We start from the raw sequence: 21,747 nt of genomic DNA, 5'->3' as shown, positions 1-21,747 counted from the left end.
GCATTTCATAATGAAAAGCCCCGGTAATCCGGGGCTTTTTGTTTAGAGCGTGGAGCGTACTCGCCATAGCTCGGGGAAGAGCACGGTATCGAGCATCTTGCGCAAATACCCCACGCCTTCGGTACCACCGGTACCAGGCTGGAAGCCAATGATCCGCTCCACCGTGGTCACATGGCGAAAGCGCCACTGGCGGAACGAATCCTCCAAGTCGATAAACTTCTCGGCCAACTGATACAAATCCCAGTAACGGTTCGGGTCGCGATACACCTCCCGCCACGCCGCCTCCACGGATTCATCGTGAACCGTCGCCGCCGTCGGGTCACGCTCGGCACGCTTGGGATCAATCGCCAGGCCCGCCTTGATCATCAGGTTGATCGCCTCGTCATACAGCGACGGCGTGGCAATCGCCACTTTCAGCTCGTTCAACAGCTCCGGCCGGTGGGCGTGAGGCCGCAACAGCGCCGCACTTTTATTGCCGAGGATAAATTCGATCTCGCGGTACTGGAACGACTGGAACCCCGACGACTGCCCCAGGAACGGGCGGATGGCCTTGTATTCCGACGGCGTCATCGTCGCCAGCACTGCCCAGGCGTGCACCAGTTGATCGAAGATCCGCGACACCCGCGCCAGCATCTTGAACGCCGGCGGCAACTCGCCCAGTCGTACGTGCTCGCGGGCAGCTTTGAGTTCGTGGAGCATCAGTTTCATCCACAACTCGGAAGTCTGGTGCTGGATGATGAAGAGCATTTCGTTGTGGTCCGGCGACAGCGGGTGCTGGGCGCTGAGGACTTTGCCCAGGTCCAGATAATCGCCGTAGCTCATGGACTCGGAAAAATTCAGTTCGGCGTTATGCCATTCTTCGGGCGGCTGGTAATCAGCAGAGAAAGGACATTGGCTCATCGCGTGGGCTCCTTGAGCGGACGGAGAATGGCGCGGACCGGGCTCGCGTCCAGGTGGGCAAAACGCAGCGGCAACGCGATCAGTTCATAGTCGCCTTCCGGTACGTCATCGAGCACGATGCCTTCGAGAATCGCCATGCCATGGCGAGCCACGGCGTTGTGGGAATCCATGGTCTTGGACTGCTGCGGGTCCAGCGAGGGTGTATCGATACCGATCAGGCGCACCCCCAGGCTGGCCAGCAGCTCGATGGTTTGCGGGGCAATGGCAGTGAAGTCCGCATCCCATTCGGTCAGCGGCGCTTGTGGATAAGTGCGCAGCAACACACGCTCGGGCATGTTATCCACACGTCCTTCCAACTGATGCGGCTGCACCAACGCGCCGCTGTCCAGGCAATGCAGCACCCGACACGGCCCCATGTACACGTCCAGCGACACTTCACCGATCGGTGCACCGTCGGCGCTGTAATGCAGCGGCGCATCCACATGGGCGCCGGTGTGCGGCGACAAGGTGATGCGCCCGACATTCACCGGGCACTCCGGGCCGAACTGCCACACGCGCTCTTCCTGGAACGGCGTGTCTCCCGGCCAGGTCGGGGTCGCCGTACTCAAGGGCGGGCTGATATCCCACCACGTTTTTATTGGGTTCATTTGCAGGCTCTCGGCGGTTACTGGGGTGAATGATACGAGGGCCGGCTGCGAATTTTCTTGCGAATTCTGGCGTGAAGCGGGAAATCTTTCGCACTTACTGCGAGGAAATAGCGGATTGGTGATGGGTTATATCAAATAAATACCGCTGCGCTTCTGGGCATCCCGATGTCGAGTTCAGACCACTGGTGCAACGCCCAAGGCCTTAGGGTGGATCCTTCCATTCCCTGCCTCGGAGTCATCATGTCCAAGCCCATCACCGTACTGCGCGATACCCACCCACTGCCGGTCCTGGACGCGTGCAAATGGGAAAAGCTCGAAGGCGACCCGCACACCGTCAACCTCAACGCCTACACCAGCGAAGACGGCAGCAAGATCATGGGCACCTGGATCTGCACACCGGGCAAGTGGTACGTGGACTACGTGAAGTGGGAATACTGCCACTTCCAGGAAGGCTACTGCATCATCACGCCAGAAGGCATGGAGCCGATTCACTTGCGGGCTGGGGATATCTTTGTGGTGGAACCGGGGATGAAGGGAACGTGGGAAGTGGTCGAGACGGTGCGTAAGTATTTTGTGTTTGCTTGACCCGCTATGCCTTGGCGCACTGAACACGGATTCGGCACAGTGCGCTCTTCAAGGCCCAAACTCATGGCGTATTAAGTGCTTTCCTACAGGCCTTCCGTGGGCTGATCGACAAGATCTGGACTGACTTCATCAAGCGAATTGAACAGTCGCCAGAGGGTAATCATGATCCGTACCGCGCCCCCAACTGCCTGGCCCTCAGTCATCCACCAACCGCCAGACTCGGTCAGCCAAATTGCCAAAAAGCAGGTGTTTCCCAACTCCTGCGGCGCGGCTGCCCTGCTGTGCGCGGCCAAAGAACTGGGGGTCGATAAAATCCCGGTTCTTACCGGATCAATGTCTGAGCATTTAGGCGTCGACACACTGGAGTTGGACAATCGTTGTGAAAGCGACCTGTACAGGATCACCAGCGGCTGCACAACCGTCAGGCACGGGCAGACCGACCTGGAACAAGCCGGTTATTCGATGCCGGACAGTATTGTCATCGCGGGAAGGCTTTTGGGCTTGGACATGAAGGTGGAAAAGAACCCGGGCATGCTTGTCGCCGGGTTGAACTGGCTTTATCCGACGATCGAAAACAAGCTCAGAGGCATTGGCTGCCCTATTGACCTGCCGGGTCCAGCACTTGACAGCAACGAGGTAAAACTAGAGGCCATGGCGGTGTCGTGTGTCGGCTTGCCGATCGGATTGCACTGGGTGGTACAGCGGGCAGACGGCAGCTATATGGATCCCGCAACCGGCGAGAACCAAAAAAACTTTTCCGCGTTGAACAACAGGCTTAAAAAAGCCGCGGGCAGGGCACTCGGCTATTACCCTTCGGGGATTTCAATCGTTGCCAAATTGGCCCCCTTAAACACGGGTGTAAAAGCCGGGAGCCAGCCTTACGCCGGCCCCCCTCCCCTTAATTGGTTTTAAGGTAGCTGTTGATAATCGCTGAAAAGTCCTTGCCCCCCTCCCCGCGCTGGCTCATCGCCTGATACAGCTGCTGGGCCACGGCGCCGAGGATCACCGGCTGGTGCACCTGGCGCGCGGCTTCGGTGGCCAGGCCCAGGTCCTTGAGCATCAGGTCGGCGCCAAAACCGCCGGTGTAGCCACGGGACGACGGTGCACTTTCGATCACGCCAGGCCATGGGTTGTAGGTATCGGAACTCCAGCAGCGCCCAGTGGAGCTGTTGATGATCCCCGCCAGCACTTGCGTGTCGATGCCCAATGCATCACCCAGCGCCATGGCCTCGCTGACGCCGACCATGCTGATGCCCAACAACAGGTTGTTGCAGATCTTGGCGATTTGCCCGGTGCCCACGTCGCCGCAATGCACGATGTTACGGCCCATCTGCGCCAGCACCGGTTGCAGGGTGGCGAACAGTTCCGGGGTGGCGCCGACCATGAAGGTCAGCGTCCCTGCGGCGGCCCCACCGGTGCCGCCGGAGACCGGGGCGTCGGCTACGACGACACCTTGCTTGGCCGCCGCAGCCGCGACGTCGCGAATGGTTTGCGGGTCGATGGTGCTGCAATCCACCGCCGGTACACCTTTGCCGATGCCAGCCAAAACCCCGTCGTCATTCAGCCATACGCTGCGCACATGCGCCGCCGCCGGCAGCATGGTAATCACCAGCTCAGCGTCTTTCGCCGCATCGCGTGGCGAAGCGCTGATGGTGCCGCCCAGCTCGGCCAGTTCCTTGAGCACCGTCTGGTTCAAGTCGAACAGGTTCAGCGCGTGGCCGGCCTTGATCAGGTTGCGGGCCATGGGCGCGCCCATGTTGCCCAAGCCGATAAATGCAATTTTCATGGTCGTCTCCCGATCTCAGCGCAGGTTGATGGTGGTGTTGACGCCATCATTGACCGTGTCGTCATCGAACCAGCGGCTGGTGACGGTTTTGGTCTGGGTGTAGAACTGCACCACTTGCTTGCCGTACGGGCCGAGGTCGCCGAGCTTGGAACCACGGGAACCGGTGAAACTGAAGAACGGCACCGGCACCGGGATCGGGATATTGATGCCGACCTGGCCGACATCGATTTCGCTCTGGAACTTACGCGCCGCCGCACCGCTCTGGGTGAACAGGCCGGTGCCGTTGCCGAACGGGTTGGCGTTGACCAGCGCGATGGCCTCATCGAGGGTCGCCACTTCCAGCACCACCAGCACTGGGCCGAAGATTTCCTGGGTGTAGATCTGCATGGAGGGGGTCACGCCCGAGAACAGGGTCGGGCCGACAAAGTTGCCTTGCTCGAAGCCCGGCACCTTGATGTCGCGGCCGTCCAACTCCAGCTTGGCGCCTTCTTTCACGCCGCTTTCGATCAGTTCCAGGATACGTGCCTTGGCGCGCTTGGAAATCACCGGGCCCACATCCGTGCCCGCTTCGCTGCCCGCGTTGACCTTGAGCTTTTGCGCCAGCGCCTTGAGGTCTGGCAGCCATTGCTTGGACGCGCCCACCAGCACCACCACCGAGGTGGCCATGCAACGTTGGCCCGCCGCGCCGAAACCGGCGCCGACCAGGGCATTGAGGGTGTGTTCGCGGTTGGCATCCGGCAGCACCACCGCGTGGTTCTTGGCGCCCATCATCGATTGCACGCGCTTGCCGTGTTTGCCGGCCAGGTCATAGACGTGGGTGCCCACGGCGGTCGAGCCGACGAAGGACACGGCCTTGATGTCTTTGTGGGTGCACAGCGCATCCACCACGTCCTTGCCGCCGTGTACCACGTTGAGCACACCGGCCGGTACACCGGCTTCCAGCGCCAGCTCCACCAACAGCATGGTCGACAGCGGGTCCTGTTCGGACGGTTTGAGTACGAAGGTGTTACCGCAGGCAATCGCCATCGGGAACATCCACAGCGGAATCATCGCCGGGAAGTTGAACGGGGTGATACCGGCGCACACGCCGATGGGTTGGCGCAGCGTGTAGGTATCGACGCCACCGGCAACGTTTTCAGCGAATTCGCCCATTTGCAGGGTGCCGATGGAACAAGCGTGCTCCACCACTTCCAGGCCACGGAAAATATCGCCCTCGGCATCGGCAATGGTCTTGCCCTGCTCGTTGCTGAGCACCACGGCGATGCGCTTGGAATGTTCACGGATCAAGGCTTGCAGCTTAAGCATGATGCGCATGCGCGCGCCGATTGGCGTCAGCTTCCAGGTTTGGAAGGCGCGGTGGGCGGCGTCGATGGCGGCGTTGACTTCATCGGCGGTAGCGAACGGGACTTTGGCCAGCACCTCTTGGGTAGCCGGGTTGACGATGTCTTGCCACTCGGTGGTCTTGGACTCGACCCACTCGCCGTTGATCAGCAACTTGACCTGTTGCACGGAAATATCGGCAGATGCGTTCATGTGGTCTCCAATCTTATATTTATACAGAGACAAGGCGCGTAACCGCCTTGGGAAATGAGGCGTTCGGACTGTTTTTGGAGTATAGATGTGCAAATCTCTAATAAGAACGCACATAAAAGCCGGACCAATATGCAAAAAAACATCACGTCGCTGGGCTCCCTGAACTGGGATGACCTGAAGTTTTTCCTCGAAGTGGCCCGCACCCGCAAGGCCAGCGTGGCCGCCAAGCGCCTGGCGGTGGACTACACCACCGTGTCGCGGCGCATCAGTTCACTGGAAGTGTCCCTCGGCACCCTGCTGTTCGAAAAATCCCGGACCAACGGTTTCGTCCTCACCCCTGAGGGCCAGCGTTTGCTGGGCTACGCCGAGTCCATCGAAAGCACCCTGCACATGGCCTGCGAACAAGTCTCCGGCTCCGGCGTGGCGCTGTCCGGCCACGTGCGCATGGGCTGCACCGAAGGGTTCGGCAGCTTCTTCGTCACCCCGCAATTGAGCCACTTCGTAGACACCTACCCGGCCATCTCGGTGGACATCCTGCCCCTGCCCCACTTCATCAGCCTGTCCAAGCGCGAAGCCGACATCGTCATCGCCCTGGAACGGCCGGAACATGGACCCTATGTGTGCTGCAAATTGTGCGACTACAAACTGCAGCTGTACGCGACCCAGGAATACCTGGACCAACACCCGCCGATCCGCAAACCCACGGATTTGGCCGAACATCCGTTTATCAGCTACGTGGATGATTTGGCGTTCAGTTCAGAGCTGCTGTACCTGGCGAACGTGGTGCCCGGCGCCAGCGCCAGCCTGCGCAGTACCAGCGTGATCGCGCAGTACGTGGCGGCGCAGCAGGGTCGGTCGATGGCGATATTGCCGTGTTTTTTGGCGGCGCAGGATTCACGGTTGTTGCCGGTGTTGGGGGAGCAGATTTCCATCACTCGCCAGTTCTGGATGTATTGCCGGGAGGATTTGCGCAAATTGAAGCGGATTACGTTGTTGTGGGACTACATCAGGGAAGTGACGGAGCAGAATCAGGGGTTGTTGATGGGGGAGACACGGGAGATGCGGTTTGCCGAGGACTGAGTGGATAAGGAGTAAGGGTGTCCCTTCCTACATAACCGCACGGGGCGAGAACAACGACTTGTGACAGGGTTTGTAACAGTATTAGTGACAGGAATTTTACATCTGAACCCCTTCTACAATACGTTGAGAATCGTGTCTACCACCTAGACTGCGGCTAGCCATCCACATGTGATACGAGCACCTAGGCGACTACCAGTTCTTCATAGATCGACTACTATCACGACCACAACAGCATAAGCGTCAACCAAGCTTGCCATCTCGGTAGCAGGTACTGCTAATATGCCATCATAGCAAAAACCAAAGAGAGAATAATTCTCAAAAACACATAGGCTTACACTTTGGCGCAGCTATCACAAACGAAAAATAATTACTCAAAGTGCTATTAAGGAGAAATACACGTGGCATATCGAAATGGAAATTATTGCGCCTTTTATGTTTCCGAGCCGTTCAATCCAAGCGCATTAGGTGCTAATGCGACCAAAGATTTCGTTTACTACAATATGTTAAAGGCGTGGAAGGCAGCGGATTCACTATTCCCCTTCAATGACTCACACGCTAAAACTTACAGCGTTCGTGATGGTAGCGATTGGGAAACAACACTAAAACCACGATTGCGAGAGCGCCTTCAGTCTTCAAAAAATATTATTTTCTTCCTTAGCAGCAAGACTTTTGAATCTAGAGCGGTTAAGGAAGAAATCGAGTACGGAATTAATAACCAGGGACTGCCCATCATTGTCATTTACCCTGAATACAGCGAAAAATCGGACTTGGTCGCTAATGGCGAAATCAAGACAGAAATAAAAAATCTATGGAATAAGCTTCCAACCTTCAAAACACTGAAAATCAACGTCCCAGTACTGCACGTCCCAATGAAGAAAGAGCTCATAAAAATCGCGCTAGCGGACAGTGAGTTAACTCTTGCAGGAAAGATTAAGCCCGGAAACTACTGGTATACCGTCTAACCTTTCGAGCAATAACTGGAATCAGTGGTGAAAGTAGATGAGCAAAGTAAGTTTTACTGACAAAACCCTGTGGGTGAGATTTAAAGAACGAGTATCGTGGATTAGTACGATTTTCTCATTACTGCTGATATTTGTGAGCATTCCGGATCAGTGCAAATATCTTGCAGGGATTCTATTCTTGCTTGGCTTATTTGTATTTTACATCATCAGTTGGATCGAAGCGAATCGCCTAAAAATAGTAGACCTGGACATCGAGGGCAGCACCGTCACCATAAAAGCAGGAGACATTTTTAAAGAGCAAGACTATAAAGTTATCGCATTCAATGAGTATTTTGACACTCAGGTGGATGATAAAATCATATCAAGCAAATCTCTAAACGGAATTTTCGTAAATGAGCATCTACCTGGAACTCTCGATGACCTTAACAAGTATTTAGAAGAGTACCAGTTCGAAAATAGCGATATAGGAGAGCTCAATGAGCAAAGGCGCTCAGAAAAAAAACAGAAGTACGAAATAGGTACAGTGTGTGTCTACCACGACTACATCCTAGCGGCATTTACTAAGTTTGACGACAGAAACAAGGCCGAGCTAACAATGCCAGAGTACTTGGCATTTCTCATTAAATTCTGGGACAAAATCAACAATGTTTATGCTCAAAAGAGCGTTTCGACTCCCGTATTCGGCTCGGGAATTACGCGCATCAAAGAGCACAAAAATATTACAGACGAGGATTTGCTAAAAATAATGCTCTGGACCTTTAGGATTAGCGAAATGCGCTTCAAGTACCCAGCCAAACTAACCATCGTTATTCACGAGAGCAAAATAGACAAAGTCAACCTACTAGACTTTAGAATGACCAAAAATGGTCTATAGTTCTGATCCAGACTGAAAATTCAAATTTCACACCAGTCAACAGCTCAGTAACTCAGTAACTCAGTAACTCAGTAACTCAGTAACTCAGTAAACTTTAATGCCAAACATGATCTTCCTCAATTGGGTGGAAGGTCAAATTCTGGTACTACACTCTAAATTCAAGTCCGCAACTGCTCAATCGCTGAGCCAATGGCCTCGGTGTTGGTATCCAGTGTCTGGACTGCCCCTCTCCAGCCTATGCTTGTTGATGGGGGAGACGCAGGAGATAAGGATCGCGGATTAAAGGGCCATCAACGATGATTCGTTTTAATTTGCAGGACGTTTCCTAGAGACTCTCTACCCCATTGCGCCTTACCGTTTGGGTCACTAGCCTCCTGACTTCGCTGCTCATCAGCGATCGGGTTTAGCGACTCGGATTAGTTGGGATGTGATGCCAAAGTATTGCCAGGCTTTTTACCTGTCTTTACCGTTTTATGGCGGCTGTGCGCGGGAGGCCTTCGGGTCTGCCGGGTTCCCAAATTTACCGGTTCGCTAACCCGTGTACAGCTGCCACCTATTCATGTTTAGCGACATGCCGTGGTGACCCCTACTGCAAATTTGGGAAACATCATGTCAAAAATCGTCCCCGATCCACCGCTCTCCTCCATCACCACCCTCGGCGTCGTCACCTTCGGCGATTACGGCGAAAACGAAAAACCCCTGTTCCGCGTCAATTCCGGCATGCCGATTGAGGAAGCCTTAGAACACGCCTCCACCCTGCTTTTTTACTCCAAGAAACTCGCGATGGAAGCTGCCATGGATGTTCGCGGCGAGCAATACGCGTGGGCCGCGCATTACCTGTGTGAGATGGGCAAAGCTGTGGTTGATGACCTGACGCAAGCTATGACACCGGGCCGTTAAGCGAACACCGTTCAAATGTGGGAGGGGGCTTGCCCCCGATGGCGGGGTGTCAGTTGACATCTAATCGACTGCTCTACCGCTATCGGGGGCAACCCCCCTCCCACATTTTGATTGCATTTCAGGTCGGGACTGGGCGAAACCTATCAATCCGCAATCACCACTATCGACACCCGTCGATTCTCCGTGCGCCCTGCCGCGGTGTCATTGGACGCCACCGGCTCGCTGCTGCCCAAGCCGCGCAGTTGGATGTTTTCTTCCTTCATGCCCACACTCATCAACACCGTCGCCACACTTTTAGCGCGGCGCAGGGACAGTTGCTGGTTGTAGGTTTCCTTGCCCGATGCGTCGGTGTGACCGTCGACGCGTACGCGTTCAATCCCCACGCCCAACAGGGCCTTGCCGATGCGCTGGACGATGTCGGTGCTGGGTTGGTTGAGCGCCTCGACATCGCTGCCAAACAGCACTTTGCCGGACAAGCCGAATGCCCAGCCGTCGTCGGTCAGTTCAAAGCCTTGCTGCTTGAGCACGGCGACTTGCGCCGGGGTCAGGCCTTTGGGTGGGGCCGTCTGGCAACCGCCGAGGGCGAGCAATGACACGAGCAGGGTGATAAACATGAAACGCGCGGTCGAGAACAAGGGATCAACTCCTGTGTTTAACGTTGACGACGGGGTTCTCCGACTCCGCCGTTTGCTGGCCGCCCGAGGACAAACGCTTGGCCTGGTACATCGCTGCGTCGGCAGCATTGAGTAAGGTGCCAGGGGTGGCGCCATGATCGGGGTAGATGGCGATGCCGATACTGAGAGAGGTCAATACCTGGGTGTTGCCGGGCACGGAGATCGGCAGGTCCATGCTGGCGATGATCTTGTCGGCGATGCGCTCGGCGTCTTCGACCTTGTGCAACGGCGCCAGCAGTATGGCGAACTCGTCGCCGCCCAGGCGCGCCACCAGGTCGTCTTCGCGCAATTGCGCGCGCACACGCTCGGCGACGGCCACGAGGACGGCATCACCGGCGGCGTGGCCAAAGCTGTCATTGATCTCTTTGAAGCGGTCGCTGTCGAGGTACAGCACTGCCACTTGTTCCTTGGCCTTGGCTGCGCTGCGCAGGGCGCGGATCAAACGGCCTTCGAAGAAGGCGCGGTTGGGCAGACCGGTGAGGCTGTCGTGGTTAGCCTGGTGGGCGAGGGATTCGTTTTCGCTTTGCAAGTGGCTTTGCCAGGCTTCCATCTCGCCGAGCAAGGCGTTGAAGTCACTGCCCAGGCTGTCGAGTTCGGCGATTTTTGCCGGCGGTACGCGGCGGTCGAAGTCGCGTTCGCTGCGGGCGGCGTGGGCCACGGCGGCGAGGCTTTGCAGCGGGCCGGTGATGCCGCGCAACAAGCGTCGCGCCAGGTGCAGGGCGATCCACGCGCTGAGGGCGGTGCAGATGAAGATCCCGGCCAGGCCGCTGAGCAGGAAGCGCAACAGGCTACCGCCGTGGCCGATGAGATGGATGCTGCCGATGGTTCGCCCTTGGTGAAGGATCGGCTGGCTGATGGGTTGTTCGAGCAGCGTATGCGCCAGCTCCAGTTCCACACGCGAGAGCAGGCCGGTATCCGGGCGTATCCACTGCGCCAGCAACTTGCCATTGGCATCGAGGACTTCGGCCTGGGCCACCTCTTCGGTGGAGGCAATCAGGCTGAGGGCTTCGGTGGCTGCGGCGCTGTCGTTGAACACCACCGCCGCTTCCACGGTGTAGTTGATGGAGCGCGCGATCAGGTGCAGGTTGTGTTCGGCATACACCCTCAGCGCCAACACACCCAGCAGGGTCAGGGACACGCTGGCCAGGGTCACGGCCAACAGCGCCAGGATCAGATGCCCTCGGCCGATGACCGAGCGCAGCGTCGGTCGCACCTTGGCGCCGCTCATTGCGCGGGCGCCCGGCGACGGGACAGTTGCAAGACGCTGGGGTGAATGCGCACGCCACTGCGGGCCACGGAGTCCAGGTTAACTTCGAAGGACACCTGTTGATCCCCCACCCGCAAGCAGAACAGGCTGCCCACGGTGCACTGGTCGCCGCCTTCGCTGATGCTGAGCACCGGGTGGCCGATTAATGCGGCAAACAGGTGGCTGCGCTCATCCGCGGTGAGTTTGCCGATGTACACCGCATCGCACGCGGTGACGATATCGGGATGGTTGGCCAGCAGGCGCTGCACCACGACCGGACGGCCGGTGGCCTGGGTAGTGCCTTTGATCAGGTCGTCGGTGTACTGGGTCGGGCCGACGATACACAGGCGCAATTGCGCCGGCTCGACTGGCCAGCGGGCGTAACTGAGGATGCCAAGCACCACTTGGGTGACCGCCTGGGCGCGCTGGTCTGCAAGGTCTGCGGGATCGGGCGCCTGGGCGAAGGCGTGCGGCGCGAGCACACACAGGATTGCCAGCAGCAGGCGTCTCCAGCTCAAACTTCGCTCTGTGGGCGAGACGGCCACGTTCATGCAGCGATACTCTCAGGTGTTTTCGGGGTGATGCCGCAACGATAGCACAGCGTCGGATATTTCTGACTCCTGACCCAACTCCAGCATCAACCCACTCAAGCGCTTGACCTTGCGCCGCACGGCCTCTTCAAACACGCCGCCCCGGGGTTCGATCAGGCTGAACCAGCGTTTGGCACGGGTGATGCCGGTGTAGATCAACTCTTTGGTGAGCACCGGGTTCAGCGCATCCGGCAGGATCAGCGCCGTGTGGGTGAACTCCGAGCCCTGGGATTTGTGCACCGTCATGGCGTACACGGTTTCCACATCATTCAGACGGCTGGGCAGCACAAAACGCACGCCGCCCTGGCCATCGTTACGTGGGAACGCTACGCGCAGCACTGGGGGGCCGCCGTCGCTTTCGGGCAGTTTCAGCGCGATGCCGATGTCACCGTTCATCAAGCCCAGGCCGTAATCGTTGCGGGTCATCAGCACCGGGCGCCCTTCGTACCATTGCTCGTCGCCTTCGATCAGGCGCACCTTGCGCAGGGCGGCGGTGATGCGCAGGTTGAGGCCTTCAACGCCCCAAGGGCCCTTGCGTACCGCGCAGAGCAGTTGGAAAGCATCGAAGGCTTGCAGCAGTTGTTGCGCCCAGTGGGTCCAGGCGGTGTCTTCGCGCGGGGTGTCGGCGGATGGCCGGGCGCTTTGCAACAGATTGAGGTAATAGCGATAGCCCTCGGCACCGTCACCCTGTCCGTCCAGTACCAGACGCTCCAGGGCGTAATCGTGTTCGCCTTTGAGGCTGACGCAAAACAGATCATCGTGACTACGCGCCGCCAGCAGCTTGCGGGCTTCTTCAGCGTTTTGCTGGTTGACCCAGCGCGCCAGTTGGCCGATGCCACTGCCTTCGCCGAAACGGCGTGAGTAACGCAGCATCACCACTTGCTGGGCCAGGGGATGGGTACCGTCGAGGTCTTCCTGCAAGCCACTGGCACTGAGGTCTTCGCCACTGACGGCTTGCAGCCATCGGCGGGTCTCGGCGCTGTAGAAGCCGGCTTCGGCATCACGGCACAAATCACCGAGTACGGCGCCCGCTTCTACCGACGCCAGTTGATCCTTGTCGCCCAGTAATACCAGGCGAGCATGGGGTGGCAAGGCGTCGAGCAGGTTGGCCATCATTTCCAGGTCGATCATCGAGGCTTCATCCACGACCAACACATCCAGGGGCAACGGGTTACCGATGTGATGACGGAAATGCCGCGTGCCTGGGCGACTGCCCAGTAGCCGGTGGACGGTGGTGACCTGGGTCGGGATTTTTTCCTTCACGTTGTCCGGCACTTTCAGCGACAGCACTTGCTGGCTGATGGACTCGGTGAGGCGTGCGGCAGCCTTGCCGGTGGGCGCGGCCAGGCGAATGCGCAACGGGCTGCCGGTTTCGACAGCCGGCGCCTGTAACAGCGCGAGCAGGCGCACCACGGTGGTGGTCTTGCCGGTGCCGGGGCCACCGGTGACGATGCTGAATGCACCGCGAGTGGCCAGGGCGCAGGCGAGCTTTTGCCAGTCGATCACGCCGTCGGGCGGCGGTTGGTCGAACAGGCTGTCCAGGCGCTGCGGCAAATCGGCGGCGACACGTTCCTGGCTGGCGAGCCGCAGGCGCAAGGCGGTGTCGATGCGCCGCTCGTAGGTCCAGTAACGGCGCAGGTACAGGCGTTTGCCGGACAGCACCAAGGGGCGACTTTGGGCGGATTCGCTGCCATCGACTGCCAACGCGACCAAGTGGCTGGCAGCCAGCGCATGGCACCAGTGGGCGCCGTCCAGGCCTTCCAGCAACTGCGACGGCAGCAGCATGGCACCGGTTTGCAGGTCGCCTTCAGGCGGCAAAGACAGGGCAAAGTCCGGTGCCTTGAGGGTTTCGAACAGGTCGAGGCAGACGTGCCCATGGCCCAATTGATGGCTGGTCAGCGCGGCGGCCAGCAATACCAGCGGGTCAGCGTGCGGGTCAAGCTCGTGCAGGAAGCCGACGAAGGCTTTGTCCAGGGCGCGCAACCAACCGCGATCGACCCAACGCTCCAGCAGTTGCACCAGGTCGGCGGCGCGACTGAGCGGCATCAACGCCTCCAGCGGTAACGGCGACAGGCTCATAACAGCACTCCTTGTTCCCAGGCGGGCTCAACCTTGGGCGGGAGGGTCTTGCCCTGGAACAGCAGGTCCAGGCCTTCGATCAGGTCCCGTGGCGGTCGGGTGAAATACGCACCCTGGCTCGCGGACCGGGTCCCGCGCAGGAACAGATACAGCGCACCGCCGACATGGCGGTCGTAGTCGTAGTCCGGCAGGCGCGCCTTGAGTTGGCGGTGCAGGGCCAGCAGGTAAAGCACGTATTGCAGGTCGTACCGATGTTCGAGGATCGACTGTTCCATGGCGTCCTGGGTGTAGGCCGAATCGTCGGGGCCGAGCCAGTTGGATTTGTAATCCGCTACGTAATAGCGGCCGTCATGTTCAAAGGTCAAGTCGATAAAGCCCTTGAACATACCGTTGAGCAGCACGGGTTCGGCGGCAACGCGGGACACGCCGCTGTGGGTGTACTGGCACACCAGTTTGTCGAGGGCGAGTACGTCGACTTTGTGGCTGGCGAACCAGAACTCCATTTCGATCTGGTACTGCTGCAAACCGTTGAGGGAAACGTGACCGTTATCCACCGGCAATGGCGTTTGCAACAGGTGGCCGAGCCAACCGCTGAGGGTGATGATCCAGCCTTCCCAGTTACGACGATTGCAGCGGGCGCCCACGGCCTTTTCGATGGCCTCGGGTGTGACGTTGAAGCCCTCCTCCCCTGCCCACTCGAGCAGACCGTGAAGGAAAGTCCCTGGGTTAGGACCGCGCGGGAAACGGTGGATGTCGCCGCCGGATGCCACCACTTCGCGGGGGGCATCGGGGTCGAGGCGTTCGTCATCGAACAGCTTCTGGGCCTGGGGGCTTTCCGGCGCTTCGAGCGTGGCGGCACTCATGCTGTCGCCGATACGCAAGGCGCTGTAGGAGGCAATCCACCAGTTTTCCGAGGCCTTGCGCTTGGGCAACAAGGGCGTCCGCAGTGTGGCTTCGTTACGGGGTGGGTGGAAGACGATGGGTTGCGCTTCGGGCACCTGGGCATAGTCGATGGCAGGGCAACCTGCTTGCAGGTCCAACAGCCAGCGCGCCAGACCGGCAGACTCCCCCAGCGAAGCACCAGCGCCGAGCAGATAGCCCAACGCCGACAGGTGCAACACGGAGCTATTGCTGTTGCCACGCTTGAGGTCAGCGATGCCCAGCCAGCATGCATGCTTGGCGCGGGTCAGGGCGACATACAACAGGCGCAGGTCTTCAGCCAGGCGCTCGTTGTCGGCCTGGGCGATCAACTCGGGCGTAGGGCGCAGGCTGACGTGGGATTTGCCGTGTTCATCGTGGTAGTGCAGCGGCAAGCGGCTGCCGTCGACCGGTTTGGCCGAGCAGATGAAAGGCAGGAAAACCAGGTCGTACTCCAGGCCTTTCGACTTGTGGATCGTCACCACCTTGACCAGTTGCTCATCACTTTCCAGGCGCAGGATTTGTTCTTCACCCGCCTGGCCGGAGAGTGCCAGGTGTTCCGCCAGGTGTCGGATCAGTGCCTGTTCGCCGTCCAGTTCCGTGGCTGCCTGTTGCAGCAATTCGCTGAGGTGCAGCAGGTTGGTCAGCACCCGTTCGCCATCACTGCGTGCGATCAGGGTTTGCGGCAGTTTGAAGTCGTGCAGCAGGCGGCGCAGCATCGGCAGCACGCCTTGGGTCCGCCAGATCGCGCGGTAGCCACGGAACTGCATGACACGGCTTTCCCACGCAAGCTCATCCTGGTTCAGACGCTCCAGTTCCGGCAACGACAGGTTCAGCGTGACGCAGGCCAAGGCGGCGCGCAGCGGGCGCTCGACATCCGGCTCGGCGCAGGCCTTGAGCCAGGCGAGCAGGTCGTGGGCTTCCTGGGCGGCGAAGACTGAGTCCTTATCGGAGAGGTAGACGCTGCGTACGCCACGGGCTGCCAGTTCGGTGCGCACGGCTTGGGCTTCCTTGCCGTCGCGAACGAGAATGGCGATGTCTGACGGAAGCACACCGGTGAAGCTCACGTCCGGCCGTAGGAAACCGGCGGTACCTTGCTGCCCGCCGTTGAGCAATTCAACAATGTGCGTGGCACAGGCGGCCGCCAATTGCTGACGATAAACCGCATTGGACACTGGCTGGTCGGTAGGTAAGTGCCAGAGGTTCATGGCCGGCAGCGTTTGCCCATTAACCTGCAATTGTTCCTTGCGACCCTGGGACAGCACCGAGTGGAAAGGCACCGGGTTTTCACCGTTGGGCTCGCGGAACAGGAACGCACCGCGACCTGTCTCTGCACGCTGGAATACGTGATTTACCGCCTCGACCATCGCATGGCTGGAGCGGAAGTTGGTGCCCAATGTGTGGTGGCGACCGGTAGTGGATTGTCGGGCGCGCAGGTAGGTGTAGATGTCGGCGCCACGGAAGGCGTAGATCGCTTGCTTGGGATCGCCGATCAGGAACAGCCCGCTGTCGAGGTGGTTTTCTTCGATGCGGTAGATGCTGTCGAAGATGCTGTATTGCACCGGGTCGGTGTCCTGGAATTCATCGATCAAGGCCACCGGAAACTGCTCGCGGATCACACTGGCCAAGCGTTCACCGCCGTCGGCTTGCAGGGCGGCGTTGAGGCGGATGAGCATGTCGTCGAAACCCATCTCGGCGCGGCGACGTTTTTCGTCCTCGAAGCGTTTGCCCACCCAGCCGGCGGCGTGTTGCAACACGGCGGCGTCGGGGGTCGGCAGCGCATCAAGGGCGGCCTTGAGGCCGGCCATGGCGTCGATACCGGGATGCTGCGGCGGCTCGCCCTTCCAGGCTTCGGCCATACCGTCGGGCGTGAGGCGGGTGAAACCGGTACCGATGTCCAGTTGCTCAAGGGTTTCGTCAGCGGCCCAGGCGCTGATCTTTTCGAACCAGGGCTCGAAGTAACGGGCTTGCATCTTGCGGCCGTCGACGGTTTTTGCGGCCACGGCTTGCAGGCAGATATCGCGCAGTTCGGCGGCCCATTGTTGCCAGGGGGCCTTGAGCGTTTGCAGTGCTTCGCGGCGTTCCTGCAGGCACGCGTTGATCAGCTCGGCGGGCTCGCGGGTTTCACCCGTCGGCCGTTCGCTGCCAAATAGCGCACGTACTCGCGGCATTAACGCGGCGGGGCCGCCCCAGTTGCTGCGCACCCAGTTGAGAGCGTCGTCGTGCATCGGGTAGCAGAACAGCCGCCAGTAATCGCGCAACACTTCGCCGAGCAGGTCGCTGTGGTCGGTTTCCAGGGTCTGGGTGAACAGGCTGCCGCTGTCGAAGGCATGTTCGCGCAGCATGCGCTGGCACCAACTGTGGATCGTCGAGACGGCGGCTTCATCCATCCACTGGGCGGCGATGTCCAGTCGGTTGGCGCAGGCAGGCCATTGTTCGGGTGGGTACTCGGCGCGCAGATCGGCGATCAGGGCATCGGGCTGTTGGATTTCTTCGCGAAAAAAGCGTGCGGCTTCGGCCAGGCGAATGCGGATGCGTTCGCGCAGCTCCTTGGTGGCGGCGTCGGTGAAGGTCACCACCAGGATTTGCGGCGGCAGCAATTCACGGCCGAAGCCTGCTTCGTCGCCACCGTGGCCGAGGACCAGGCGCAGGTAGAGGGCGGAGATAGTGAACGTCTTGCCGGTACCCGCGCTGGCTTCGATCAGCTGGCTGCCTTTGAGCGGGAAGGCCAGGGCCAAGGGTTTACGGGTCATGCGCCGTCCTCGCCGGAGAGTGATCGCCATGGTGCGTTGAGCAAGGGGCGATACAGGGTTTCGCACCAACCTTCGAACTCTTCGCTGGCGATCAGTGTGGCGTAGTCGGGGAATTGCCGGGTGAGCGCCGGGGTTTCGCGACGCTCGCCATGGTTGGTCAGGCCATCGCCTTCGTAGGTTTTACTGGCGACGGCTTCGGCCTTGACTGGGTCGGTTTGGCTGAGCCACGCGAAGGCGGTTTTCACGGCAACGGGTAGCGGTTTGCTCATTCCGGTATGCCAGGCTAGCAGCAAGTTGCAGAGGATTTCCCGGGCATTGGATGTATCCAGTGGTGGCAGGAGCAGGGTGTCGTCGCTGGCCACCAAGCCAGTGCTTAACGGCAAGCCGCAGGCGCAGGCAACCACGTGATTGACCCAGGGGCGAATCAGGCGATGCCACTTGCGGGTCTTGATCGAGCCGATACTGTTGGGAATGGTGGTGACGCTGAGCAGCCCGCCATCACTGCGCCGATGCAATCCGCTGATCCAGCCTTCCAACTGAACGCCATGATGCTCAAAACTGACGGGTTCGGCGCCGGGGTGCGGGGTGGGCCAAAGGGCCAGTAATTGCTGGTAGCGTCGCAGCAGGTCGGGCAAGGGCTCGATCAGTTCGTTACGCAGGCATTCGCCGAAACCGACCATCGGCAATAGGCCACTGCCTTGCAGACGCAGGGCTTGGGCATTCAGCGCCTGCTCGAGGTGATCGGGTTGGGTGAGTGCAGCGCTGAGCAGGCTGTCGCTCAGGCTGTAGCGTTGCAGTGCGTCGAGAACGAAGGGCTCTTCGTCGGCCAGCGGGACTTCGGCGGCCTCGAAGAATACTTTCAGGCGTTGGCTGAAGAAGTGTTTGACCGGGTTACGCAGGAAGTCTTGGAGCTGGCCGAGGCTCAGGGGCTCTTCCTGTTGGTGAGGAGCCAGGTCGTGTTCGGTTGGGAGGGCATCGGACGCTTCGTGGAGCAACTGCCATTCGCGCGCGTAGCTGAACAGCGCATCGCCCTCATGGAAATAGCGGGCGCTGAACGGTTGCAGCGGATGCTCTTGTGTCATGGCATCGATCAGTGGCTCGTCGCTGTTTGCGTGGTGCCAGCCACTGGCGAGATGGTCACGCAGTTGACCGATCAGTACCGAGGCAGGGCGATCACTGTTGTCACGGATGCTACGGCCGACCCAACTGATGTACAGCTGGTCCCTGGCTGAAAGCAGGGCTTCGAGCAGCAGGTAGCGGTCGTCTTCACGGCGTGAGCGGTCGCCGGGGCGGTAGTCACTGCCCATCAGGTCGAAGTCCAGCGGTGGTTGCGCACGTGGGTAATCACCGTCGTTCATGCCGAGCAGGCAGACGAGCTTGAAGGGGATCGCACGCATGGGCATCAGGGTACAGAAATTGACAGCTCCGGCGAGGAAGCGCTGGGACAGGCGGCCTTGGTCGAGGCCGGCCAGCCAGGCTTCACGGACTACAGTGAGGGGTAACTCGTCCTGCAGACCTACGGACTCGCAGGTTTCCAGCCAGGTTTCTCTGAGTTGTTCGAGTTGGCCCAGCAGGTAATCGTCGTGTTCGCTGCTGGGCAGGAAGAACAGTTGCATCAGGCGTTGCAGACGCTCACCCCACACCCTCGGAGGTGCGGGTTGGGACAGGGCTTGGTGGGCGTCGTTGAGTGCGTCGAGCAAGGCGACCAATGGGCCGATCAGCGCGGCGTCCAGACCACCTATTTCGTCGTAGGGCTCGATGCCGTCACACGCGGCGCCGGTGCCTACGGCGTAACCGAGCAGCATACGGCGCAGGCCGAAACGCCAGCTGTTTTGCTCCAGCTCCGTTGGCAGGCCTAGGCCGGCACGTTGTTCGGCGTTAAGCCCCCAGCGGATGCCGGCACCTTCTATCCAGCGGTGCAATGTGGGCAGGTCGCGTTCCTTGATGGCAAAGCGTTCGCGTAGGGCCGGAACATCAAGCAGGTCGAGAATCTCGCTGACGGGGAAGCGGCTGTCGGGGAGTTTCAGCAGGTGTTCGACGGCGATGAGCAGTGGGTCGCGGCCACGTTGGCCCTGGTCGGTCAGGGTGAACGGGATGAAGCGCGGGTCATTGCGCTCGAGCTGGCCGAACACGGCGCGGATGTGCGGCGCGTAACTATCGACGTCGGGAACCATGACGATGATGTCCCGGGGGCGCAGCGCGGGGTCCGCACTGAAGCGTTGGAGCAGTTGATCGTGGAGGATTTCCACTTCGCGTTGGGCGCTGTGGGCGATGTGGAAGCGGATTGAGGTGTCGCGGTCCAGGTCGACGGCAGGCCAAAGCTCGCGGGTTTCGTTGAGTGGGCGCAGTTCGAGGATGTCGTCCTGGAGCTGGTTGAGCAGTGTGGTGGGCTCGCTGTCGCTGAACAGGTCGATACGACCATCGCGGAAGGCAGCGCGGTAGCTGTTGGGGTCGTCGTAGCTGTCCAGCAGGCTGATGTAGTCGCGGCCCTGTTTGCCCCAGGCAGCCAGCAGCGGGTGGGCATGCTGGTGCAGGGTTTGTGGGTCGATGGTGACCGGCATGCCACTCTTACGCGCTTGGCGTTTGTATTCGTTACGCAGCAGGTCTTTGTCGGCGACGATGTCTGACCAATGGTGGCGACAGGGGTTGTGCACGCAGAGTAAAACTTGGCTGAATCGTGCGAGACCGGCGAGGGCTTCGAGTGCCTGCGCAGGTAACGAGGAGATGCCAAAAACGATGACTCGGGATGGAAGGCCTGGGGGCGCGTGCTCGAGTGTGTTTATGCGCTCAATAAAGCGCTGGTGAACGCCTGCACGACTTTCGGCCATGCCTTCTTCACCTACATCCAACAGCAGCGCACGCCACAGCTCGGCTTGCCAGCAGTTAGCGAGGTTGAGGGGTTTGGACTCGCCTCGGCCATTGCGCAGTTGGTGACGGCCAGCAGCCCAGTCTTCCAGCCAATCGGCACGGTAAACTTGGTATTGGTCGAACAAATCAGCCAGGCGCTCGGCGAGTTGATAGCGTTTTCGCAAATCAGTGTCGTGGGTGAGGAAACGCTGCAGCGGTTCGAAGTGCGGCTGATCGATAAGCTCCGGGAGCAGGCGCATCAGGCGCCAGGTCAGTGGGGCTTTATCGAGCAGGGACTTGGGGGGGATTTCGTCACGGCCCAGGACCATGCGGTACAGCTGCCACATGAAGCTGCCGGGCAGTTGCACGTCGATTGCTGCGGCGATTCCACAACCGCCCATATCATCATCTTCAGGATCTTCAGCCAAAGCCAGCTTGAGCCACTGGGCGATGCCGTTGCTTTGCACCAAGGCGATTTCGTTTTCCAGGGGAGCCAGTGGGTAGCGGCGCATCCAACTGACCACCAGGCTGCGCAGTTCGTCCAGGCGGTTGCCGTGAACCACCATGAATCCAGCACTGAGGGACGTCGCGTCCGGCATAACGGCTTCCTTGGGAAAAGCAAAAATCGAAGGTGCGACTTTAGCACTGTGGGCAGTTATTGGCGGAATTGGCATGTGTTAGACATTTTCGACCGCCCAAAACAAAACCCCATCTGCTTTCGCAAATGGGGTTTCGGAATTTAATCTTGACGATGACCTACTCTCACATGGGGAAACCCCACACTACCATCGGCGATGCATCGTTTCACTACTGAGTTCGGGATGGGATCAGGTGGTTCCAATGCTCTATGGTCGTCAAGAAATTCGGGTACTGAGTCGTGGCCAGCTGGCCTCGCTTCAGCAAATTGGGTATGTGACAGCTTTCGGTGTTTTGTGAGCGTCGAACTTTCGGTTCATTTCGTCTTCACACACCGCAATCTGATGCTCGTTAGAGTAGTCAAATTGCTTGGGTGTTATATGGTCAAGCCTCACGGGCAATTAGTATTGGTTAGCTCAACGCCTCACAGCGCTTACACACCCAACCTATCAACGTCGTAGTCTTCGACGGCCCTTCAGGGAACTCAAGGTTCCAGTGAGATCTCATCTTGAGGCTAGTTTCCCGCTTAGATGCTTTCAGCGGTTATCTATTCCGAACATAGCTACCCGGCAATGCCACTGGCGTGACAACCGGAACACCAGAGGTTCGTCCACTCCGGTCCTCTCGTACTAGGAGCAGCCCCTCTCAAATCTCAAACGTCCACGGCAGATAGGGACCGAACTGTCTCACGACGTTCTAAACCCAGCTCGCGTACCACTTTAAATGGCGAACAGCCA

General features: G+C 59.4%; 16 protein-coding genes and 2 rRNA genes. 6 read left to right on the top strand and 12 right to left on the bottom strand.

From position 1 onward, the window contains the following. Positions 1–42 precede the first annotated feature (42 nt). Complete coding sequence (kynA, locus tag AC3ZU9_RS01660; RefSeq protein ID WP_015885870.1) at positions 43–900, bottom strand: tryptophan 2,3-dioxygenase; 858 nt, start codon at positions 898–900, stop codon at positions 43–45. Then, the gene (gene kynB / locus AC3ZU9_RS01655; protein WP_102062138.1) at positions 897–1,547 is read right to left on the bottom strand and encodes an arylformamidase; all 651 of its coding nucleotides are present in this window, start codon (positions 1,545–1,547) and stop codon (positions 897–899) included. Before kynB ends, kynA begins: the two co-directional genes overlap by 4 nt. A gap of 240 nt (positions 1,548–1,787) precedes the next feature. Here kynB and AC3ZU9_RS01650 point away from each other — a divergent pair, with 240 nt between their 5' ends. Together AC3ZU9_RS01650 and AC3ZU9_RS01645 are read left to right on the top strand one after the other, a co-directional pair. Continuing rightward, positions 1,788–2,132 (top strand): cupin domain-containing protein, encoded by a 345-nt coding sequence (locus tag AC3ZU9_RS01650; RefSeq protein ID WP_015885872.1) that lies wholly within the window; start codon positions 1,788–1,790, stop codon positions 2,130–2,132. A 162-nt stretch (positions 2,133–2,294) separates the two neighbouring features. Next, positions 2,295–3,044 (top strand): T3SS effector IpaJ family cysteine protease, encoded by a 750-nt coding sequence (locus tag AC3ZU9_RS01645; RefSeq protein ID WP_102062137.1) that lies wholly within the window; start codon positions 2,295–2,297, stop codon positions 3,042–3,044. On the opposite strand, the gene mmsB is transcribed toward AC3ZU9_RS01645, so the two are convergent. Continuing rightward, on the bottom strand, positions 3,031–3,918 hold the full coding sequence (mmsB, locus tag AC3ZU9_RS01640; RefSeq protein ID WP_046035177.1) for a 3-hydroxyisobutyrate dehydrogenase: 888 nt from the start codon (positions 3,916–3,918) through the stop codon (positions 3,031–3,033). The two genes, AC3ZU9_RS01645 and mmsB, sit on opposite strands and share 14 nt — an antisense overlap. A gap of 15 nt (positions 3,919–3,933) precedes the next feature. Continuing rightward, positions 3,934–5,451: a CoA-acylating methylmalonate-semialdehyde dehydrogenase gene (locus tag AC3ZU9_RS01635; RefSeq protein ID WP_015885874.1), complete on the bottom strand. Its 1,518-nt coding sequence runs from the start codon at positions 5,449–5,451 to the stop codon at positions 3,934–3,936. 129 nt (positions 5,452–5,580) lie between these two features. Between AC3ZU9_RS01635 and AC3ZU9_RS01630 the strand changes: the two genes are divergently transcribed. The 4 genes from AC3ZU9_RS01630 (at position 5,581) to AC3ZU9_RS01615 (ending at position 9,267) form a co-directional block, all read left to right on the top strand. Beyond that, on the top strand, positions 5,581–6,531 hold the full coding sequence (locus AC3ZU9_RS01630) for a LysR family transcriptional regulator (RefSeq protein WP_490090231.1): 951 nt from the start codon (positions 5,581–5,583) through the stop codon (positions 6,529–6,531). A 398-nt stretch (positions 6,532–6,929) separates the two neighbouring features. After that, positions 6,930–7,493, top strand: a complete 564-nt coding sequence (locus AC3ZU9_RS01625) for a TIR domain-containing protein (RefSeq protein WP_490090230.1) — start codon at positions 6,930–6,932, stop codon at positions 7,491–7,493. A 37-nt stretch (positions 7,494–7,530) separates the two neighbouring features. After that, complete coding sequence (locus AC3ZU9_RS01620) at positions 7,531–8,367, top strand: macro domain-containing protein (protein WP_490090229.1); 837 nt, start codon at positions 7,531–7,533, stop codon at positions 8,365–8,367. A 609-nt stretch (positions 8,368–8,976) separates the two neighbouring features. After that, a complete protein-coding gene (locus AC3ZU9_RS01615) occupies positions 8,977–9,267 on the top strand; it encodes a DUF3077 domain-containing protein (RefSeq protein ID WP_490090228.1) in 291 nt (96 codons plus the stop codon). Positions 9,268–9,410: 143 nt separating this feature from the next. On the opposite strand, the gene yfiB is transcribed toward AC3ZU9_RS01615, so the two are convergent. From yfiB to AC3ZU9_RS01575, 8 genes are all read right to left on the bottom strand, one after another. Next, entirely contained in the window at positions 9,411–9,902 is a 492-nt protein-coding gene (gene yfiB / locus AC3ZU9_RS01610; RefSeq protein WP_490090227.1) for an outer membrane lipoprotein YfiB, read from the bottom strand. A gap of 4 nt (positions 9,903–9,906) precedes the next feature. After that, a complete protein-coding gene (gene dgcN, locus AC3ZU9_RS01605) occupies positions 9,907–11,169 on the bottom strand; it encodes a diguanylate cyclase DgcN/YfiN (protein WP_015885881.1) in 1,263 nt (420 codons plus the stop codon). Continuing rightward, on the bottom strand, positions 11,166–11,738 hold the full coding sequence (yfiR, locus tag AC3ZU9_RS01600; RefSeq protein ID WP_490090226.1) for a regulatory sequestration protein YfiR: 573 nt from the start codon (positions 11,736–11,738) through the stop codon (positions 11,166–11,168). The genes dgcN and yfiR overlap by 4 nt, the downstream gene beginning before the upstream one ends. A 12-nt stretch (positions 11,739–11,750) precedes the next feature. Further along, positions 11,751–13,856: an exodeoxyribonuclease V subunit alpha gene (gene recD, locus AC3ZU9_RS01595; protein ID WP_490090225.1), complete on the bottom strand. Its 2,106-nt coding sequence runs from the start codon at positions 13,854–13,856 to the stop codon at positions 11,751–11,753. Then, positions 13,853–17,527: an exodeoxyribonuclease V subunit beta gene (recB, locus tag AC3ZU9_RS01590; protein ID WP_490090224.1), complete on the bottom strand. Its 3,675-nt coding sequence runs from the start codon at positions 17,525–17,527 to the stop codon at positions 13,853–13,855. The genes recD and recB overlap by 4 nt, the downstream gene beginning before the upstream one ends. Further along, complete coding sequence (gene recC / locus AC3ZU9_RS01585) at positions 17,524–20,973, bottom strand: exodeoxyribonuclease V subunit gamma (RefSeq protein WP_490090223.1); 3,450 nt, start codon at positions 20,971–20,973, stop codon at positions 17,524–17,526. The genes recB and recC overlap by 4 nt, the downstream gene beginning before the upstream one ends. Before the next feature lie 144 nt (positions 20,974–21,117). Further along, a 5S ribosomal RNA gene (gene rrf / locus AC3ZU9_RS01580) occupies positions 21,118–21,233 on the bottom strand. A 157-nt stretch (positions 21,234–21,390) separates the two neighbouring features. Continuing rightward, a 23S ribosomal RNA gene (locus tag AC3ZU9_RS01575) occupies positions 21,391–21,747 on the bottom strand; the annotation flags it as partial.

Source organism: Pseudomonas sp. A39, from assembly GCF_058145955.1.
This window is presented reverse-complemented; position numbering and strand designations above follow the sequence as displayed.

Coding starts and splice junctions, on each gene's coding strand:
- AC3ZU9_RS01650 (WP_015885872.1), top strand. CDS start 1,788: ATGTCCAAGCCCATCACCGTACTGCGCGATACCCACCCACTGCCGGTC.
- kynB (WP_102062138.1), bottom strand. CDS start 1,547: ATGAACCCAATAAAAACGTGGTGGGATATCAGCCCGCCCTTGAGTACG.
- AC3ZU9_RS01615 (WP_490090228.1), top strand. CDS start 8,977: ATGTCAAAAATCGTCCCCGATCCACCGCTCTCCTCCATCACCACCCTC.
- AC3ZU9_RS01635 (WP_015885874.1), bottom strand. CDS start 5,451: ATGAACGCATCTGCCGATATTTCCGTGCAACAGGTCAAGTTGCTGATC.
- AC3ZU9_RS01645 (WP_102062137.1), top strand. CDS start 2,295: ATGATCCGTACCGCGCCCCCAACTGCCTGGCCCTCAGTCATCCACCAA.
- AC3ZU9_RS01630 (WP_490090231.1), top strand. CDS start 5,581: ATGCAAAAAAACATCACGTCGCTGGGCTCCCTGAACTGGGATGACCTG.
- recC (WP_490090223.1), bottom strand. CDS start 20,973: ATGCCGGACGCGACGTCCCTCAGTGCTGGATTCATGGTGGTTCACGGC.
- AC3ZU9_RS01620 (WP_490090229.1), top strand. CDS start 7,531: ATGAGCAAAGTAAGTTTTACTGACAAAACCCTGTGGGTGAGATTTAAA.
- mmsB (WP_046035177.1), bottom strand. CDS start 3,918: ATGAAAATTGCATTTATCGGCTTGGGCAACATGGGCGCGCCCATGGCC.
- recD (WP_490090225.1), bottom strand. CDS start 13,856: ATGAGCCTGTCGCCGTTACCGCTGGAGGCGTTGATGCCGCTCAGTCGC.
- yfiR (WP_490090226.1), bottom strand. CDS start 11,738: ATGAACGTGGCCGTCTCGCCCACAGAGCGAAGTTTGAGCTGGAGACGC.
- kynA (WP_015885870.1), bottom strand. CDS start 900: ATGAGCCAATGTCCTTTCTCTGCTGATTACCAGCCGCCCGAAGAATGG.
- recB (WP_490090224.1), bottom strand. CDS start 17,527: ATGACCCGTAAACCCTTGGCCCTGGCCTTCCCGCTCAAAGGCAGCCAG.
- dgcN (WP_015885881.1), bottom strand. CDS start 11,169: ATGAGCGGCGCCAAGGTGCGACCGACGCTGCGCTCGGTCATCGGCCGA.